The organism is Dickeya oryzae, from assembly GCF_020406815.2.
Classification (GTDB): domain Bacteria; phylum Pseudomonadota; class Gammaproteobacteria; order Enterobacterales; family Enterobacteriaceae; genus Dickeya; species Dickeya oryzae.
This window is the reverse complement of the sequence record NZ_CP162670.1, coordinates 1086226-1104650: the sequence shown is the minus strand read 5'-3', so window position 1 is coordinate 1104650 and position 18425 is coordinate 1086226. Positions and strand designations below refer to the sequence as shown.

Genomic DNA, 18425 nt, shown 5'->3' with positions numbered 1-18425 from the left:
CCGACCATGTCTTTTCTGTTAATCAACGGTTCTTTTTTCGTGATCGATTTCAACCTTTATGCCGAGTTGCCGAATTTTGTTATTCGCTTTGACCCGCCATTGCCACAATAACCACAAGTCAACACAGGAAACACCGGGCCGCCGCCATCAGAACAGGCGCGGCATGAAAGAATGGAAGGGTTCTCTCAAGGATGAGATTTCCCCCAGACGCGACACAGGCAATCCGTCTCGCGTCTCATGCTGGGATAGTCGCCTTCGTGCATACCGAGCCGACCCCAGCCCGACCGGAACAAGACACCGAATTCGCATCCGTACTTTTAACCACAACATGGCTTTTTGTCACAACCTGCCTGCTCACCTGATTGAAGACGGTGATCAACGTGGTTTAAACAGGTGACATAACTAGAGGATAAACCCTATGGAACACTCCGTGATCGAACCGACTGTACCGATGCCGATGCCTGCAATGTTTGACGCACCCAGCGGCATTTTCGACTCGCTTGACGACGCCGTTCAGGCCGCAACGTATGCGCAACAACAGTTGAACAGCGTCGAGCTGCGTCAACAGGTGATTAAAGCCATTCGGGTCGCTGGCGAGCGTTATGCACAGGTGCTGGCGGAAATGGCCGTGGCCGAAACCGGCATGGGCCGCGTGGTCGATAAGTACATCAAAAACGTGTCACAGGCGCGCCATACACCAGGGATCGAATGCCTGTCGGCGGAAGTACTGACCGGCGATAATGGGCTGACGCTGATTGAAAACGCGCCCTGGGGTGTCGTTGCGTCGGTTACCCCCTCAACCAACCCGGCGGCGACCGTTATCAATAACGCTATCAGTATGATAGCTGCCGGTAACAGCGTGGTGTTCGCCCCTCATCCGTCAGCGAAAAACGTCTCGCTGCGTACCATCAGCCTGCTCAATAAAGCCATCGTCGCCACCGGCGGCCCGGAGAACCTGTTGGTCAGCGTTTCCGACCCTAACATCGAAACCGCGCAACGTCTGTTTCGCTACCCCGGTATCGGGCTGTTGGTGGTCACCGGCGGCGAAGCGGTGGTGGAAGCGGCGCGCAAACATACCGACAAACGGCTGATCGCCGCCGGAGCAGGTAACCCGCCAGTGGTGGTGGATGAAACGGCGGATATTCCGAAAGCCGCCCGCGCGATTGTTAAAGGTGCCTCATTCGACAACAACATTATCTGTGCCGATGAGAAGGTGCTGATCGTGGTGGACAGTGTGGCCGATGCCCTACTGGCAGAAATGCAACGCAATCATGCCGTGCTGCTCACGCCGGCACAAACCGAACAACTGCTGCCAGCACTGCTCAGCGACATCGACGAGCAGGGTAAAGGTCGCGTCAACCGCGACTATGTCGGCCGTGATGCCACGAAACTGGCTGAAGCCATCGGGCTTGAGGTCAACGAATATACGCGCTTACTGCTGGCTGAAACCGACGCCAGCCACCCGTTTGCCGTCACCGAGCTGATGATGCCGGTACTGCCCGTGGTGCGGGTGAAAAACGTGGATGACGCTATTGCGCTGGCACTCAAACTGGAAAATGGCTGCCGCCACACCGCCGCGATGCACTCCACCAATATCAGGAACTTAAATCGCATGGCTAACGCCATCAACACCAGTATTTTCGTCAAAAATGGCCCTTGTATCGCCGGGTTGGGGCTGGGTGGCGAAGGTTGGACATCAATGACCATTTCGACGCCGACCGGTGAAGGTGTCACCTCTGCTCGCACCTTTGTGCGCCTGCGACGCTGTGTGCTGGTGGATATGTTCCGTATTGCCTGACGATGGCGAATGACCCAAACAGGTTTGCCGCGCGGTTGCCGTTGGTTGATGACCAGCGGCAATACCACAACGCAACGGCCGCTTAAGGAGAGAAACAGGGGTCAGGGGATGAAGTCGTAAACCGTACCGCGATGGGAGAAGCCTGAAATTAGGTCGTACCAGAGAGAAGGAAAAGTGTGCTTTAGCGCCTGTTCCTCCCCGGCTGAATACCGTATAACGGGGAATGCTTTGGTCTGTCTACACCTCATCCCTCGATACGGTGTGACCATCACGCGCTGGCAGACCCCGCCCGACATTGTCAAGGAGGTGAGCTGACGATGAAACACAATCCAGTTAACCTGCATCATCTGGATACAGAGCACCGGCTCCCGGCCACAGCGCTGATGCCGCCGGATGACAGTGTGCACCAGCGCCAGACACAGGATGTTTACGCCCAATCCCGCACCATCACAGACTGGCAGCAGATTTACGATCAGGTATCGCCGGGACATTTCAAAGGGGAATTACGCGAGATCCTGCTCGACGGCATCCAGATTTGCCACGAATACACCAATCTGGCATTGCGCCAGTCCTGCATGATATGGCCCGACGCCTTCTGGTTTGGTATTCCGGCCCGCCATGCCGGGACTGGCTTTATCGGCTCTCACCCCATCAGCGACAACGCCATCGCGGTCAGCCCTGGGGGGAAGGAGTTCGAACTGAATACGCCAGATGACTATGCCATCTTGGGTGTCGCTATCTCACGTGACGAACTGTTGCAGTACACCGATGTGCTGGAAGAGCCGGAACAACTGACGCGCTTGCTGGCACAAAGCACCACGTTGCTGGTAGAACCCCACAGGCGGGAAATCCTCTGGTCGTTTGTACGTGAAGCGCTGTGGTATGGCTGCAACGAACCGCAACGTTTGCAACACAGTAACGCGGCCAAGGTACTGAAACATAACTTGCTGACCACCGTGATTTCGTTTCTGGAAAGCGCCCAGCCCGCCGATGTCAACCCATCCCATACCAGCAAACGCATCGGTTATCGTAGCCTGATCGGTCGCGCCAGAGAATATGTGCTCAGTCAGCAGTCGGAACCGGTCACGGTGCTTGACCTGTGCCGTCGCCTGCATGTCAGCCGCCGCACGCTGCAAAATGCCTTTTGTGATGTTATGGGATGCGGTCCCAACGCCTGGCTGAAGATGATCCGCCTCAACGCAGTACGCCGTGAGTTAGTCAGCCCCTACTCCCATCATAACACCGTACAGGATGCTGCCATGCAATGGGGCTTCTGGCATCTGAGCCAGTTCGCCAGTGATTACCAACGGCTGTTTAACGAAAAGCCATCGGTGACACTCAAAGCTCGATTAGCAGGATAAAAAAGAGACGCAGATGCGCAGAGGTGATGAATATCAGGCTGATGAATACGATGGGCCGATGTGCGTCGGCCCTTTATTTCACGTAATTAGTCTTTCCATTTTTCAATGATGACTTTCACCGTGCCCGAATTGTCAGAGCGTTGCCAGTCCTGAAGATACAAATCGAAGCCCCCGGTTTGAGGAAATGCGTGAATGATCGCGGCGGCATGCATACCGTCATCATTCAAGCCGTAGTAGCTGACTGCTGCCGTCTTATCAGCGGTACTCGTGCGATCATACACCATCAGTGCCGCAGATTTTGAACGTGTATTGCCGCCCTGCCCTGTTGCATAGTCAACACCATCGGAAGTCGGATCAATGCGGAAACGGTACACTCCCGATGCAATCGTTGTTTCATTGTAAGCGCTTCCCCCGGGGACAGTATTGTTATATCCATCCAGTGTCACCGTTTTATACGGCTGCCAGCCCGCCATCACTGAGTAAGAGGCTAATAACGAGGCCGTAGCCACTAAAATTCTTGTCACGTTCTTCACGATTCAACATCCTTATGAATAAGATTAAATAGCCATCAGATAATTATCTAAATACCATTTAAAATCAAATCACTGGATATAACGATTCGTTTTAACCAAACATTATTGGTAAGCAATACTGGTGATTAGCGATTAGCGCCAGAGCAGCAAGAGGCACCGTCCCTGATGGCAACGAGTATTTTTTCTTGTATATCACTACGCTGGCAGGGAGAGACGTAAACGGCAGTAAGCTGAAACAAGAAAGGTAGGTATTGCCGGATTTTCACCCGGCAAGCCTGGCTCACACATTCAGCGCAGCAAACGCGCGGCGGATATCGTCTTGTGGCAGACGAATACCGATAAACACCATAACACTCTCGCGTGGTTCATCGTCGTTCCATGGACGATCCCAGTCAGCACTGTAGAGCCGTTGTACCCCCTGGAATAACAACCGACGATCATCACCTTCGATTGCCAGCACCCCTTTGTAGCGCAACAGGTTATCAGCACAGTCTACCAACAGTTGCTCCATAACTGCCGATACCGCGGCCATGTCTACCGGCCTTGCCAGTTGCACCACCAGCGAGGTGATGGCGTTATCCTGTTCGATCAGCGGTCGAAAACGCGGTAACGACACCTGTAGCCGATCGTCTAGCATAAAACCATCGACGCCGAAGATCTGGCGGTGGTCTATCTGACCATTCACCACCCGATACAGGCTGGCACGGGCGTTGATACGCGCCAGTCTCTCTTCGAGTGCCTGCGTCTCACCGGCCAGCTCGGTTTTGGTCAGCAGAATGCGGTCGGCATAACCGACCTGCGCCTGCGCCACGGTATGTCGGCTCAGTTGCTCATCGGCATGTACCGCATCAACCAGCGCAATCACGCCGTCGAGCAGGAAGCGCTGGCTCAGGCGCTCGTCAGAAAAAAAGGTTTGAATCACCGGCCCCGGATCGGCCATACCGGTGCACTCGATCACCAGCCGGTCAAACGCCAGTTCGCCGCGGTCAATACCGTCCAGCAAGTCATGCAGCGCATCCGACAATTCATTGGCACTGCTACAGCAAATGCAACCGTTACTCAGTGTGGTGATACGGGTCGCGCGATCGCCCAGTAACGAGTCATCAATCGCCACCGCGCCAAATTCATTTTCAATGACGGCAATTTTCTCGCCGTGATCGGCATACAGCAAATGCCGCAGTAAGGTGGTTTTCCCCGCCCCCAGAAAACCGGTGAGGATCGTCGCGGGTAATACCTTGTCGGGTAATACATTCTCGGTTAATGCATTGTCAGTTAATGCATCCGTCGGTAATACGTCTGCGGGTAATTCCTCTGCGGGTAATGAATGAGTCATACTCGAAAAAACTCCTTGTCGCGCTGACGACTCAACAGCACCGAAAGCCCCCTTTACCACTACCGCCATAACGTGCCTGCTGGCGTTCGCGGAAAAATTCCTCGTAGCTCATCACGTCCTGGTCTGGGTGGTTGGTCTGCATGTGCTGCACGTAGTTATCATAATCCGGGATGCCGACCAGCATTCTGGCGGCCTGACCCAGATATTTTCCTGCTTTCCCAAGGTTTCCGAACATATCGCCCTCTCTTGATATCAGCGCCGATGGCGCATGAGCCGACAGATATGAACGCCGACAGGCCCATACTGGCACCTGTCGGCGGTATCGTCCTCACCGTCGGTTAATGATGGGAGGAGATCTTCACGCCGCCTTCTGGTACCGGCACATACGGGGTTTCACGGTCAGAGCGTTCTGACTGGTTACGTTCCCGCAATGCTGTACGAATACCATAGAAGATTATGCTATACACCACCACCAGGAACAAAACGCTCAGCACGGCATTGGTGTAATTGTTCACCACGATGTGATGCATGTTGGCAATCTGCTGCGCACTCAACTCCGTGCCTTCAGCAATCCGCTGTTTGTAAACACGAGCCAGATACAGGAAACCTTCCATCTGCGGATTATTACTAAACAGCTTCAGCCCCAGCGCCCAGGTGGTACAGATCAGCAACCAGACTGCCGGTAACATCGTGACCCAAATATAACGGGTGCGTTTCATCTTGATCAGCACGACCGTACCCAGCACCAGCGCGACCGCAGCCAACATCTGGTTGGAGATACCGAACAGTGGCCACAAGCTCTTGACGCCACCCAGTGGATCCACCACGCCCTGATACAACAAGTAGCCCCACAAGCCAACGCAACCCGCAGTACCGACCATACCCGCAATCAACGAATCGGTTTTCTTCAGGAACGGGACGAAGTTACCCAGCAGGTCCTGCAGCATAAAGCGACCAGAACGCGTGCCAGCATCCAGCGCAGTCAGAATAAACAGCGCTTCAAACAGAATACCGAAGTGGTACCAGAAGCCCATGTTGGCGCTTGGGATAATCTGATGGAACACATGAGCAATACCTACCGCCAGCGTCGGTGCACCCCCTGCGCGGTTCAGTACCGACGGTTCGCCGATATCTTTCGCGGTTTGCAGGATCTGCTCCGGCGAAATCACAAAGCCCCAGGAACTGACCGTTGCCGCCGCCTGTGCGGTAACCCCCTGCAACTGCGCCATGATCGCTGGTGCATTGGCACCGCCAAGCTCATGCAGGTTCGGCATGGTGACGCCCAGACCGACCGGCGGGGTGTTCATGGCGAAATACAAACCCGGTTCGATAATCGACGCCGCAACCAGTGCCATGATGGCGACAAACGATTCCATCAACATCGCACCGTAACCGATAAAGCGGGCATCGGTTTCGTTCGCCAGCAGCTTCGGCGTGGTGCCGGACGCAATCAGCGCATGGAAGCCGGATACCGCGCCACAGGCGATGGTAATAAACAGGAACGGGAACAATGCGCCTTTCCACACCGGGCCAGTACCGTCGATAAACTGCGTCATGGACGGCATTTTCAGCTCAGGGTTGATGATGACGATGCCGATCGCCAGACCGACGATCACCCCGATTTTCAGGAACGTCGCCAGATAGTCGCGCGGAGCCAGAATCAGCCACACCGGCAACAGCGCCGAGATGAACGCATAACCGATCAGCGCAAAGGTGATGGTGGTATCTTTGAACGTCAACGCCGGGCCCCAGTAAGGGTCATGAGCGATAACACCGCCAAACCAGATAGCCAGCAGCAACAGCACGATACCGATGACAGACACTTCCCCCACCCGACCGGGGCGCAGGAAGCGCATATAGATGCCCATGAACAGCGCGATCGGCACGGTAGAGCATACGGTGAATACGCCCCACGGGCTTTCCGCCAGTGCTTTCACCACGATCAACGCCAGTACCGCCAGGATGATGATCATAATCAGGAAGCAGCCAAACAGCGCGATAGTGCCGGGTACCGGCCCCATTTCCTCTTTGATCATTTCACCCAGCGACACACCATTGCGGCGGGTCGACATGAACAGCACCATAAAGTCCTGTACTGCGCCCGCCAGCACAACACCGGCCAGCAGCCACAGGGTGCCGGGCAGATAGCCCATCTGAGCGGCCAGTACCGGCCCTACCAGCGGGCCTGCACCGGCGATAGCGGCAAAATGGTGGCCGAACAGCACATTGCGGTTGGTCGGCACGTAATTCAGCCCGTCGTTGTTAACCACCGCGGGTGTCGCGCGGTTGGCGTCAAGCTGCATCACCTGGCGAGCGATGTACAAGCTGTAGTAACGGTAAGCGACCAGATAGACCGCCACCGACGCTACCACGATCCACATGGCGCTGACGTGCTCGCCGCGACGCAGTGCGACCACGCCAAGGCAGCATGCCCCGATGACCCCCAGTAACGCCCAGGGAAGATGCCTGAGAAGTTTATCTTTCATAGCGTTCACTCTTCTTATTTGTGTATACCCTCAATCATTCGAGTGGCAGGACAGCGGCAAGCGGGTGAACCCCGGTGAGCTTACCCAGCCGGATGAACGCGCACAGCCAACACACCTGCAACATGAAATATGACGGGTATAATTACTTATGATGTAGTCACGTATGGTTACTGTAGTCAGGCTATTCGTCAGGTGATAGTTGAATTTGGGTCAGCGGTCGGATAAGCGGATGACCGGTCGCATACCGGAATAAGCGGTGACAGATGTTTACTTAAATTGACGAAAATGCGCCCTGCGGCCAACGTTGCAGCCGCAGTAATAATGCCGTTGCCGTGTCATCAACAACGCAAGAGGCAGGATGAAAGGAACAGGAAACACGCCGCCCGCACGCATGCGGGTCGGCATTAACCCTTAAGGCCAAGCAGTTGCTTGAGGGTTTTCAGGTAGCGGCGGCTGACCGGCAACGCCTGACCGCTTTTCAGCAGGATCTCCGCGTGCCCGCTCTCTTCCAGCCGGATTTCGCGCAGATGCGCCATATTGACCAGATACTGACGGTGACAACGCACCAACGGGGTACGGCTTTCCAGCGTTTTCAGGGTTAACTCGGTAAAGCACTCTTCCCCTTGCGGCCCGGTGACATACACACCGCTCTGGCGCGAACTGGCAAACTGCACGTCGTCACTTTTCATCAGGTAGATACGGCTGTGCCCGGTACAGGGAATGTAGTCCAGAAGTGACTGATGGTCGGACAGTTTGTCGATATTCTGCGCCGGGCGTTCCCGGTGCAGATTGCGTAAGGTCTTCGCCAGCCGCTGCGGGTCTATCGGCTTGAGCAGGTAATCAAACGCCTGCTCTTCAAACGCTTTAATCGCATACTCATCGTAAGCGGTAATGAACACGATGTAGGGCATGTTGTCTGGATCGATCATGCCGATCATTTCCAGCCCGCTAATGCGCGGCATCTGAATATCCAGAAACACTACGTCGGGGCGTAAGCGGTGAATAGCGCTAATCGCTTCCACCGCGTTCGCACACTCACCGGCCAGCTCAAGGCCGTCATCCTGTTCCAGCAGGCAGCGCAGGTTATCCCGCGCCAGCGGTTCATCATCAACAATCAGCACGCTTAGCATGACTGGCTTTCCTCACAGGGCAGCGTCAGATGGATATGGGTGTAACGGTCCGGCTCACATTCCACGCTCAGGCCATAATCATTGCCGTAGCGACTGCGGATACGCTTATCCACCAGATTCATACCAAGCCCGGTGCAGTTCGTTCGTGGCTGGTACAAACCGGCATTATCTTCAATACTCAGCAACAGTCGATCCCCCTGCCGACTGGCGCTGATGGTGACAATCCCGGTTCCCAGCAGATGCGCCGTACCGTGTTTAATCGCGTTTTCCACCAGCGGTTGCAACGAAAACGCAGGCAGCCGCATCGACATCAACGCCGACGGCAGGTCAAAACGGATCTGCAAACGCTCCTGAAAGCGCGCTTTTTCAATTTGCAGATAGGCATTCACATGCTCTATCTCGTCGGCCAGTGTAACAACTTCCTCTGAGCGTTTGAGATTTTTGCGAAAAAACGTCGACAACGACTGCACCAATTGGCCAGCCTGTTCACTATCACGGCGGATCACCGCCAGTAAGGTGTTGAGGGCGTTAAACAGAAAATGTGGATTAACCTGCGCATGCAGCAGTTTGATTTCCGATTGCGTCAGCAACTGCTTGCTGCGCTCATACTGCCCCGCCAGGATCTGAGCCGCCAGCAGGCTGGCGATCCCCTCGCCAAACGTGCGGTTGATGGAACTGAACAGACGGTTTTTAGCTTCGTACAATTTGATGGTGCCGATCACCTGCTGATTTTCACCACACAGCGGGATCACCAGCGTCGACCCTAGCCGACAGGTAGATTGCAGCGAGCATTGGTACGGCGTTTCGTTACCGTCGGCGTAGACCACCTCGTTATGTTCGATAGCGCGCCGGGTATGACCCGAAGCGATAGGCGTCCCCGGAAGATGGTGGTCATCGCCGATGCCGATAAAAGCCAGCAGTTTCTCACGATCGGTGATCGCCACCGCACCGATATCCATCTCCTGATAGATAACCTGCGCCACCCGCATACTGTTTTCTTCATTAAACCCCTGATGCAGGATACCTTCGGTGCAGGCGGCGATTTTTAACGCCCGGGCGGAAAACGCCGAGGTATATCGTTCAAACATGGCGCGCCGGTCCAGCAGGATACGCATGAACATCGCCGCGCCAATACTGTTGGTGACGATCATCGGTGCCGCAATATCTTTTACCAGCTTCAGCGCATCATCAAACGGCCGTGCCAGCAACAAAATGATCGCCATTTGCAGCAGTTCCGCGATAAACGTCACCCCTGCCACGGTAAAAGGGTTAAACAACCGGTCAACCCGGCCGCGACGCATCAGCAACCGGTGCGCCATGCCCCCCAGAAGCCCCTCGACAATGGTCGAGACCATACAACTGAATGCTGTCATCCCCCCCAGCGAATAGCGGTGCAACCCACCGGTCATTCCCACCAGAATGCCAACACCGGGGCCACCCAGCAGCCCGCCGAGCACCGCGCCAATCGCGCGTGTATTGGCAATCGAATCCTGCACATGTAGCCCGAAATAGGTGCCCATAATGCAGAACATGGAAAACATGGCGTAACACAGCAGCTTATGCGGTAAACGGACCGTTACCTGCATCAACGGGATAAACAGCGGCGTTTTACTGAGCAGATAGGCGATCACCAGATAGACGCACATCTGCTGGAGCAACAGTAAAACCAGTTTGAACTCATACATGATAAAAACTCAGACGGGCAAAAAAACCGGGAATCGGACGATCCCCCGAGGAGCATACCCTAACACAAACTCGCGGCGTTACCTTGACGCGTTTCACTGATTTGCATACTGGCGCACGAGTTGACGAAATCTGAATCCATCAACACACTATCCCCGCCGTTTATTTCGTTAAGCGGCGGGGATTCACACTCGACTGCATCGGGAGAAGGATGGGAAGTCCCGCCCTCAATCGACACGGGTATTACAACGCTTTCGCGTTCCCGGCCCAGCCAGCATGGAAGTGACCAGAGCAAATCGCCGGTTCAATGGCGCTGATGAGTACCCGTACCAACCCCAGTTTGACGAACGGATCATCTGACAACGCGACATTGACCGCCGATGAGTCCGTCCCGTAGGCCAGAATAAATCCACCGAGTCCGTTCTCTAATGGACCGGCAAAAATGATATTCCCGAGCTTGATATTATCCACAAGCCATTTTTTGTGTGCATCAATATGCTGTTCAAGTTCGTCTTTCGGGCTGGAATACTCAAGAGTAATGGCATATAGCATAGCAGTTACCTCTATCCCCTTCATACTTCAAGTTGCAGGTGTGTTGGCTGCGTTACTCGGCCCATTTTATGGGCCTCGCCCCTTCGGGGCCGCTGCCAGCAGCGTTCAAATCGGCTTCGCCAATTTGTCACTCACCCCAGTCACTTACTTGTGTAAGCTCCTGGGGATTCGCTCGATTGCCGCCTTCCTGCAACTCGAATTATTTTGGGTATATAATGGATTAAACAGCGAGAGTATTAATCACTGACTGGATGGATGACCTGGCATTCTCAATTTCACGATTTTTTATTTCATCGCCTTTTGATGCTCCTTCAGCACGAATAAAATACACATCATGAATACCGAGAAACCCGAAAAATGCCTGAAGATAGCGTTCCTGAAAATCCAGACTGGCAAAAGGGGGCTTGCCATAAAAACCGCCACGGGCAGAAACGATAATCACTTTTCTTCCTGCGGATAATCCGACAGGCCCGGTTTCAGTATATTTAAATGTCCTTCCTGCCTGCGCAATTCTATCCAGCCAGGCTTTCAGCTGACTGGAAACAGAAAAGTTATACATCGGCGCACCAATAACGATGACATCACTCGCCAGAAACTCTGACACGAGCTGTTCAGACAGTTGGTGCTCCTGCAACGTTGCGGTGTCTACCTGGCGGAAACCGGCAACAATCGGGCCAGTAAGGTGGCGTATTTCCTGTGCCACCACATCACGGTAAGACAATGCGGCATCCGGATAACGGAGGGTTAGTTGTTCAATAACCTCAGCGGAAAGCTGCCGTGTTACTGAACCATCCGCAAGAATACTGGAATCTATATGTAATATATTCACGACAACCTCTCTTTATATTTAAACGCGACCATCATTCATACGTTAAATCATTCAGGCATCAGAACATCGGCAATCGAATTACGCGCTGTAATATGTATCCATACATCACTACAGGCGAATTAGGACAGCTATCGTCTATCACCCTGAATACAGGACTGACATCATCATTTAATGGCTTTGGCTGCCTTATCAATAAAATTTGCGACAGCATCAGGGTGTGAAATAAGAGACATATGGCTGGATGCTATTGACAGCACGTTTGCGCCAATCTGCCCGGCTATTTTTTCCTGAACAACATGCGGTAACGCGTTGTCATTTTCAGTTAATAAATACCACGACGGTTTGTCTTTCCATGCAGCGTGCTGCACGTTATCGCCAAACGCTTTTGCTGCCATCGGCTGTTGAACCGCGGTTAATGCCTGCACTTTTTTTAACGGCACATCCCCCGCCATCACCGCCTGATACTGGTCAGGATTATCCAGCCAGATTAACCCGTTTGAATCCGCCGACATCCCTTCCATCGGTGCATGCAGACGCTGCAATAAATCAGCAACGGATTCTCCACTGTCTGGCACCAGAGCAGATAAATAGACCAGCCCTCGCACATTTGGCGCATTACCCGCCTGGGTAACGACAGCGCCTGCCCACGAGTGGCCCACCAACAGGACATCACCCTGTTGCCTTTGCAACACACGCTCGGTAGCACCGACATCATCGGCCAACGAGGTCAGGGGGTTTTGCACGGCGGTGACATGGTAGCCCATGCCTTGCAACCGGCTCGTGACAGCCGACCAACTGGAACCATCGGCGAATGCGCCATGAACCAACACAATATTTTTAATTTTCGCGGCCTCCGCAATAGAGTGAACACTGGTAAAGAGAAGCAGCCCCAGCCCAATAGCCAGTGTGCGTAGCCAGGCGGTGCGGGAATTCGTCATAGACGCTCCTTTGGCAGATATGCATGAATGATGATCGCTGGGCTTTCCCTGGCGTGGTTACCCCTGCGATACGGGATGATTAAAGTGTAATCAGCCTGGGCGCTTGTAGTAAGATGGCAAAGTTGACATAGTTCATGCAAAATTCGCCAATCTTCTCCGACAGGAAAACACCCCCATGCGTATCTCGATTCTGGCGTTACCGGGCAGTATGTCGTCCGCCATCGCAGGGCTGGCCGATATGTTCTGGATGGTCAATCAGGCGCTGATCTCGCGCCCGCAAGGAAATGCCGCGACCAGTGCCCCTGGCGTGACATTTGAAACCGCGATTGTCAGTGCTGATGGCAACCCCGTGCGCGACGCTCAGGGCCGCCTCATCTATGTCGACAGTTCGTTTGAGGCGGTTGGCAAGTCAGACATTGTGCTGGCCACAGGCATGATGCTCGGCCCGGATAAACTGCCACTGGCCGCGACATCCGTTGGAGAATCAGCAGCCTGGCTAAAACAGCAATACCTGCACGGTTCCCTGATAGGCGGTGCCTGTGCAGGCAGTTTTATTTTAGGCGAAGCAGGACTGCTGGATGGGCGCTTTTGCAGCACCACCTGGTGGCTCTATCACACCTTCAAGCAAAAGTACCCGAAGGCAAAACCGGTATGGGGCAAAGCACTGGAAGAGCAGGATGGCATCATTACAACCGGTGGCCCCTTATCCTGGGTTGAACTTGCCCTGCATATTATTCGCCATCAGGCAGGCCCCGACATCGCCAGGATGGCGGCAGACATTGCCGTTGCCGATAGCCAGCCGCTGTCACAACGTATTTATGCACCACAGGGATTTATGAATACGGTGGACCCGTTATTGCTGCGCGCTGAACATCTGGTTCGATACGAAAACCCGGCCATGACAGCAGAAGAGCTAGCCCGTGCGCTAAATTTCAGCGACCGGACGCTGCACCGAAAGATTAAGGAGCTGACCAACGAAAGCCCTAAAAATTTTATTACGCGCGTGCGGATAGAAACGGCCTGCCTGCTGCTCGAAAACCCGGCAGCCAACATCAAGCGGGTCGCTCAGGCGTGCGGTTACAGTGAAGATACGGCATTCAGACGCGCGTTTTCACAATTGATGGGGATGACGCCCGTGCAATACCGCAAATGGGCGATGTTAAGAAACGATAAAACCGCAACACCCGATCTGGCTGAAAAAAAAAGACCCCGAATGACAGCATCCGGGGTCTTGAAATGAGACGAGTATTCGCCGTTTATCCAGGCTTAACCGCAATGTCCTTCTTAACCGCGATGCTCTTCAATGTAACGAGCCAAATCAGCCGGGGTCTTCAGAACAGTGGCGACTTCGGTTGGCGGGATCATGCAGCCGTAAACGTCCTGCACTTCCAACACCAGATCGACGGCCAGAATCGAGTCGAGGATATCAGACTCAATCAGTTCATCATTAAACCCCACTTTGCGGGATAAGACCTTTTCAAACAGGGCGAGTATCTCTTGTTCCATCATCATTTCCTGGTGTAATCAATTAGTGCGGGCATGAGTATCCAGCAGTTTACGATCTATTTTGCCGTTAGGATTCAGCGGCAATGCATCTTTAATAATAATCTGGGAAGGCACCATATAGGGTGGAATCACCTTCGAAAGCGAGGTTTTGATCGCATCAGGCGCCAGTTTCGTGACGCAGAACGCGGCAATACGCAACACCCCACCGCCTGACTTCATTAACGGCAGCACCACCGCTTCACTAATATCAGGCATCGCCAGCAGGCGATTTTCAATCTCGTTGATTTCGATACGGTAGCCGTTCAGCTTGATCTGGCTGTCGTTACGGCCCTGGCAATACAGGACACCGTTTTCTTCATAGCCCAGATCGCCGGTGCGATAACCGCGGAACTGCTCGCTCTCCCGATGTAACAATTTCGCCGCGTTCTCCTGCGCTAACCCAAGGTAGCCGCGCATCACGTTCTTACCCCAGATAATCAGCTCACCTTCGGCGGTAATTTCCATGTGGGAGTCCGGCATCATCGCCCCAACCGGCAGGACATCGTTTTCACTGCACAGGATCTCATCGGTAATTTCGATAACCGTGGTGGCGATGGTCGCTTCGGTGGGGCCATAGGAGTTGAGAATTTTGGCATGCGGGAAACGACGGCGTAGCTGTTTTACCAGCGCCTTGTTTAACACTTCGCCAATAAACACAAAAACGTTCAGACTCGGTAAATAGTCACTGTTGAACTGCGGGGAGAGCAAACGTTGATAGGCAAAAGACGGCGTGGAAACCCAAACAGACACCGCGTTGTTTTTCAGTCGTTCCAGCCAGTTCTCCGCCGCGATATCCTCTTTCGCATTCAGGACGATGTGCCCGCCGGTCGCCAGGTTCGCCAGCAACGGGATCAACGAGAGATCAAAGCTGAATACCGCATGGTTCATCAATACCGGCACGTCAGGCAGGGAAAAGTCCTGACGCACCCATTTCATGAAGTGCCACAGGCTCTCACGCCCAATCTGCACACCTTTCGGTTTGCCGGTACTGCCGGACGTGAACATGATGTAGGCAAGGTCCGGCTCGGCCAGCACCTGCCCTTCCTCACCGGTGGCGATGAACTGCTTCGTGGCCACATCGTAGTAGTAAGGCGCTTTCGCCTGCTGGCAGATTTCCCGCAGTCGTTCCTGCGGGTAGATGCAATCCACCGGCACGTAGGGAATGTTATGCAACAGGCAGCTATAAATCGCCACGGCAAATTCTGCCTGTTGATGCCCGTATAACACGACCGGTGTACCAGCAGGCTGCTGGCAATCCTGATAACGCTGCTGCCAATCGCTAACGGCGACCGAGAGCTGTTGCCAGGTCATTGCCTCATCGCTACCGCTAATCGCCAACTGGTGTGGGTTCGCGGGCTTGAGTAGTACCGCATGCAAGAAATCTTGCAGTTCCTTAAGCTCGGAGTGATAGTTCATAGAGGTGACATTCCGCTAAAGATGTAAAGAGATACAGCGGCGCTTGCCAGCGTCAGAATTCGCCCCAGGAACGCAATGACTGGACGTTGTAACCAGTTGCTGAGCGTTGGACTACGTTTGGCTGACCACTGCAACATATTGTGTGCAACAGAAATGGCGCCAAACAGCGCGCCGCTGATGATATAGTGTCGTTCAAGCCCGTTCCATGCACCCATACAAAACAGGGTGCAAAAAATACCAATGTTTTGTGCCAGCGTTTTATTTTGTCGGAAAAAATCGATCTTCATCAGATTCATATAAATCGGCATAAAAACCACATCCCTTAGCCATTCGGACAAGCTAATGTGGAAGCGACGCCAGAAATCTTGCGGATTTTTAGCCAGGATCGGCATATTGAAGTTCGCCGGGATGTTAAGGCCAAATAAGCGCCCTGCCCCAATAGCCATATTGCTGTAACCGGCAAAATCAAAGTAAAGGTACGCGCTGTAAGCCACCGACATCACAACGCCGACACTTAAGGTAAACGGACGATGACTCCACGACTGAATGACCAGGCTATCAATCAGCGTAGCGAACAGGAATTTCTGGATAATACCGATGAAAATCTGCTCCATGGCAGGTAAAAACTGCTCGCGAGTGATAACGAAGGACGGCTTATTAATATCCGTTACCCAGGCGCGCCAGCGATACATCGGCCCGGCAGAAATAACCAGCGGCATAAAGAGATAGCCGAAATAGTGCAGGAAATTCTGGCCGTCTTTTTTGGTGCGATACAGTAATACGTCAACGGCGCGAAATGTCATAAACGACAAGCCGATCATCCCCCAGTGGTTGTTCAGGTGTAATTTCACCAAAAACAACGGCAGCAGCGTCAACGTTACCGCCTGCCAGGTCTTTAACCAGCCTTTTTCTTTCAACGTGACAATAATATAAAAGCTCAGGAAAACTGCCACAGGGACAATATAATCACCCTGGAAAATATATCCCCAGCCTAACAACACCAGTGCAGAAATGGCGGATAAATAGGTCAGCCGGTAATGCCATAGCCGATTAATCAGCACAAACAACAGTGCTAATCCAAACAGGCAGAAAAAAAATGTTCCGGAGCTATACATCATTCATCCTTCAGAACTTTTGATATTCAAAATGCACTTGTAAACTCATGCTGTCATCAACAGAGGTCCACGCCACGATGGTCACCGCCAGCAAGAGATAAATAAAAAAAAGGCGAATCGCGTATTTCATCATTTAAAACTCTCAGCAATAAAACGGTCCATCACCACCCATGCTGGGTCTGTTGGATGCAGGCGGTCCCAGTTCCAGCCGTTCTGATAAGGCATGGCGTACATATCAAGATAAGGAACCTGATTCTCATCCAGCATTGACCTGATTTGTTTATCAATCGACTGGAATTTCTCGGAGTTTTTAATCGCCCACGGATTAATCGCATCCACAATCACTACCACCTGAACGTGGCGCGCTTTGAGCAGCTTAATTGTTGCCTGGAACGCGTCCATTTGTGCGGGAAATAGTGGTGCGTCGTCCCATACATCCTGTGTCGGATCGTCATCATAGACAGACTTATCCATCCAGAATGTCGCCGCACTTTGCTGGCGAGATTTATTCAGTTCATGGGCGTGAGCCAATTCATTATCCCAGTTGGGAACCATTTCAGGCGAGGGCTTAACCGGCCACGGCCGTACAGGTTGAGGCTCAATACCCAGTCTTGCCAGCCAGTCTTTTTTTATCATTTCGCAGAAAATCGCAAACTGATAGCTCACTTCCTGCCAGATAATTTGCGGATGCCAGCCATAAACGCGCATCTGAGCGAAGGTTAAATGGCTGACCTCGTCGATGTTGAGATTCTGTAAATAACTCACCAAAAAGCGGCGCGGTTCGGGATCGTCCATCAGGGGATTAAACATCGAGGGCGGGAAATTATCGGCAAACACCGCCCCCGGGACACCATCACCGTAAAAACTATCGGGTGCCAGTTGCAACACCACCTTACTGTTCGCGTTCAGATCGTTTTTAAAACGCGAGAGCAGTAGAAAATGCGCAACATTATCGATATACGCATCACCATAGGCGACTACCGGACGGCGCAACTGATTATTAAAGTAATTATAAACAGCGTAATGCTCATCGTCGGATGTAGAGACTTCCGACGCGCCGATAAAGAAAATCGCATTCCCTTGTAATGCATGAGAAATAGTCGCCATTTTCTCTTTGAGTTCTTTGGGCGTACCGTCCAGGCTTGTAATCAATGGCTGGAAATTCAGTGGCGGATCGAAGCTCGTCACCAACGGGGGAACGCTAAGAACCAGAATGGCGAGCAGCGCCATCAGGAGATGTAGGCAGATAGTATTTTTAAGTTTCTTCATAAAAGTAAAACTATATGACTTCAATTTGTTTGAAATTTGTTAATTCTTTATCTTCACACGACATCGATTACTGTTTTTTTACGACACTATATACCAGGCTAATCTTCGATGATGAGTGTTGCTGTGTAACGGTATGTACAGTGTGCAGGCGGTTGAACGGGCAAGACTGATATCACACAGAAATGAACGCTAAAACGCGAAAGAAGAGGCACCATTATCATTCGCACTTGCACGACCTTCTTTTGATTCAGCACGGTAATATCAGGGCCTGAAAGGCATTGTTGAATAAACCGAATCGTTGTCAAACCGCAGAAAAACATTAACTAACATCATGATAAAAAAGGAACTTCAATAAAAATAAACGCATCACAGCCACCATCTCAGAAAATAACCACCAAAACCTTATAATCCCGACTCTTTCATTTTCGCAAAAAAAG

At 52.7% G+C, this 18425-nt stretch carries 16 protein-coding genes; 3 read left to right on the top strand and 13 right to left on the bottom strand.

Going from position 1 to position 18425, the window contains the following annotated elements:
* Positions 1 to 451: 451 nt before the first annotated feature.
* Together LF929_RS04685 and eutR are read left to right on the top strand one after the other, a co-directional pair.
* Entirely contained in the window at positions 452 to 1798 is a 1347-nt protein-coding gene (locus tag LF929_RS04685) for an aldehyde dehydrogenase family protein (RefSeq protein ID WP_050570864.1), read from the top strand.
* 317 nt (positions 1799 to 2115) lie between these two features.
* The gene (gene eutR / locus LF929_RS04680) at positions 2116 to 3159 is read left to right on the top strand and encodes an HTH-type transcriptional regulator EutR (RefSeq protein ID WP_226093590.1); all 1044 of its coding nucleotides are present in this window, start codon (positions 2116 to 2118) and stop codon (positions 3157 to 3159) included.
* Between the two features lie 86 nt (positions 3160 to 3245).
* Here eutR and LF929_RS04675 read toward each other — a convergent pair whose 3' ends face one another.
* From LF929_RS04675 to LF929_RS04635, 9 genes are all read right to left on the bottom strand, one after another.
* Positions 3246 to 3692 carry a hypothetical protein gene (locus LF929_RS04675; protein ID WP_038905358.1) on the bottom strand — a complete coding sequence of 149 codons (447 nt, stop codon included), beginning with the start codon at positions 3690 to 3692 and terminating at the stop codon, positions 3246 to 3248.
* Positions 3693 to 3972: 280 nt separating this feature from the next.
* Positions 3973 to 5025, bottom strand: a complete 1053-nt coding sequence (gene yjiA, locus LF929_RS04670; protein ID WP_226093591.1) for a GTPase — start codon at positions 5023 to 5025, stop codon at positions 3973 to 3975.
* A gap of 31 nt (positions 5026 to 5056) precedes the next feature.
* Positions 5057 to 5260 carry a YbdD/YjiX family protein gene (locus LF929_RS04665; protein ID WP_012768713.1) on the bottom strand — a complete coding sequence of 68 codons (204 nt, stop codon included), beginning with the start codon at positions 5258 to 5260 and terminating at the stop codon, positions 5057 to 5059.
* A 103-nt stretch (positions 5261 to 5363) separates the two neighbouring features.
* Positions 5364 to 7511, bottom strand: a complete 2148-nt coding sequence (locus LF929_RS04660; protein WP_038905360.1) for a carbon starvation CstA family protein — start codon at positions 7509 to 7511, stop codon at positions 5364 to 5366.
* Between the two features lie 404 nt (positions 7512 to 7915).
* A complete protein-coding gene (gene btsR / locus LF929_RS04655) occupies positions 7916 to 8641 on the bottom strand; it encodes a two-component system response regulator BtsR (RefSeq protein ID WP_168366277.1) in 726 nt (241 codons plus the stop codon).
* Positions 8635 to 10326, bottom strand: a complete 1692-nt coding sequence (locus tag LF929_RS04650) for a sensor histidine kinase (RefSeq protein WP_038925552.1) — start codon at positions 10324 to 10326, stop codon at positions 8635 to 8637. The genes btsR and LF929_RS04650 overlap by 7 nt, the downstream gene beginning before the upstream one ends.
* Before the next feature lie 241 nt (positions 10327 to 10567).
* A complete protein-coding gene (locus LF929_RS04645; protein ID WP_038905369.1) occupies positions 10568 to 10876 on the bottom strand; it encodes a YciI family protein in 309 nt (102 codons plus the stop codon).
* A 220-nt stretch (positions 10877 to 11096) separates the two neighbouring features.
* Complete coding sequence (locus LF929_RS04640; protein WP_226093592.1) at positions 11097 to 11705, bottom strand: FMN-dependent NADH-azoreductase; 609 nt, start codon at positions 11703 to 11705, stop codon at positions 11097 to 11099.
* A 164-nt stretch (positions 11706 to 11869) separates the two neighbouring features.
* Entirely contained in the window at positions 11870 to 12643 is a 774-nt protein-coding gene (locus LF929_RS04635) for an alpha/beta hydrolase (RefSeq protein ID WP_210177596.1), read from the bottom strand.
* A gap of 175 nt (positions 12644 to 12818) precedes the next feature.
* Between LF929_RS04635 and LF929_RS04630 the strand changes: the two genes are divergently transcribed.
* Complete coding sequence (locus LF929_RS04630; RefSeq protein ID WP_038908826.1) at positions 12819 to 13883, top strand: GlxA family transcriptional regulator; 1065 nt, start codon at positions 12819 to 12821, stop codon at positions 13881 to 13883.
* A 44-nt stretch (positions 13884 to 13927) separates the two neighbouring features.
* Here LF929_RS04630 and LF929_RS04625 read toward each other — a convergent pair whose 3' ends face one another.
* The 4 genes from LF929_RS04625 to LF929_RS04610 form a co-directional block, all read right to left on the bottom strand.
* A complete protein-coding gene (locus LF929_RS04625) occupies positions 13928 to 14149 on the bottom strand; it encodes an acyl carrier protein (protein WP_012885859.1) in 222 nt (73 codons plus the stop codon).
* An 18-nt stretch (positions 14150 to 14167) separates the two neighbouring features.
* Positions 14168 to 15604 (bottom strand): AMP-binding protein, encoded by a 1437-nt coding sequence (locus tag LF929_RS04620; RefSeq protein WP_038908827.1) that lies wholly within the window; start codon positions 15602 to 15604, stop codon positions 14168 to 14170.
* Positions 15601 to 16719, bottom strand: a complete 1119-nt coding sequence (locus LF929_RS04615) for a cytochrome c552 (protein ID WP_023640562.1) — start codon at positions 16717 to 16719, stop codon at positions 15601 to 15603. Before LF929_RS04615 ends, LF929_RS04620 begins: the two co-directional genes overlap by 4 nt.
* A gap of 129 nt (positions 16720 to 16848) precedes the next feature.
* Positions 16849 to 17988, bottom strand: coding sequence for a D-alanyl-lipoteichoic acid biosynthesis protein DltD (locus LF929_RS04610; protein WP_226093593.1), 1140 nt, complete (start codon positions 17986 to 17988; stop codon positions 16849 to 16851).
* Between the last annotated feature and the right edge of the window lie 437 nt (positions 17989 to 18425).